This window comes from Streptomyces sp. PU-14G, assembly GCF_041028275.1.
GTDB lineage: Bacteria > Actinomycetota > Actinomycetes > Streptomycetales > Streptomycetaceae > Streptomyces.
Genome location: NZ_JASKYT010000702.1, coordinates 1 through 1,378, shown reverse-complemented (window position 1 = coordinate 1,378; position 1,378 = coordinate 1). Strand labels below are relative to the sequence as shown.

Annotated in this window: 1 protein-coding gene; it reads right to left on the bottom strand. The window is 77.2% G+C overall.

The window, feature by feature from the left end; genetic code table 11:
* Positions 1-236: 236 nt before the first annotated feature.
* On the bottom strand, positions 237-1,378 hold a 1,142-nt coding region (locus AB8Z75_RS34815), incomplete at its 5' end, for an FAD-dependent oxidoreductase (RefSeq protein WP_369209126.1).

The following is a 1,378-nucleotide window of genomic DNA, read 5'->3' as shown; positions in this document are numbered from 1 at the left end:
CGCTGGCGCGGCCTGACCACCTACTACCACCGCGTGGACGGCAGGACGGGCTGGGACGCGACCCTGCTCGTGGACGCGGACCCCTCCCCGGTGACCAACACGGTGCCCGTCAGCGCGGCGGCCCCCTCCTACGCGCCGCCGGGCCAGACGCTGCTGGCCACCACCGCCGTCCACGAGGACGGCGGCGCGGGGCTGGGCGGCGCGGTGGCGTCACCCGGATGGCCGGGAAAGCGCCGCTACCGCTGTCCGGGGCCGCGCAGGCGGGCCGTGACGGCGTCCGCCGCCCGCTCCGCCGAGTCGAGCGTGCCCTGCAGCGAGCTGGTGGCCCGGTGGTCGCCGCACACCACGACGCCCCCGACCACGACCGGGCGGCGGAAGCGGTGCGGCGCGGTCATGGCGGGCAGCGCGCGGGGCACGGTGTAGGTGGCCACGTGGTCGAGATCGCCGCTCGCGGTGCCGTACAGCCGGGCGAGACGTGCGCGCACCCGCCCCTCGTCGCCCGCCGCGCCGCCGTCCTCGTGGACGGCGGTGGTGGCCAGCAGCGTCTGGCCCGGCGGCGCGTAGGAGGGGGCCGCCGCGCTGACGGGCACCGTGTTGGTCACCGGGGAGGGGTCCGCGTCCACGAGCAGGGTCGCGTCCCAGCCCGTCCTGCCGTCCACGCGGTGGTAGTAGGTGGTCAGGCCGCGCCAGCGCGGGGGCGTGAGAGCGGGGACGAGACGGGTCGCGCTCGCGGCGTCCGTGGCGACGACCACGGCACGCGCGGTGACCTGCCCCTGATCGGTCACGACCCGCCCCGGGCCGACCTCGCGCACCTCGGTGTGCAGCCGCACCGCTTCGCCGGGCAGCTGACGGGCGAGCTGTTCGGGGATCTCCTGCATACCGGCGTCCGGCACGCCGGCCTCGCCGCGCACGAACATGCGCAGCATCAGATCGGTGAACCGGCTGGAGGTCACCTGCGCGGGGTCGCACGTCAGCCCGGTGAAGAACGGGCGCAGCACCGTCTGGGTGAGCGCCCCGCCCATCCCGCGCCGCCGCCACGCGGCCACCGAGGGCACGTCCCGGCGGCGCAGCAGCACGCGGGACGGCAGGTAGGCGACGGCGGCGGCGTGCGCGGCCAGCGCCAGCTTCGCGACGGGGGAACCGATCGGCGCGGCCAGCGCCCTGGGCACCGCGCGCGGGTCGCGGCGCGGGTCACCCAGCTCCACCTGACGTCCGCCGGTGTGCACCTTCAGCGCCCTGTCGAACGCGCGCACGTCGAGCCGGCCGACGTCCAGGTGCCGGGCGAGCTGCGGGTAGGCGGTGTTGACCACCTGGAACCCGCGGTCCAGCAGGAAGCCGTCCACCGCGTCGGTGCGGATCCGCCCGCCCACCCCGTCGC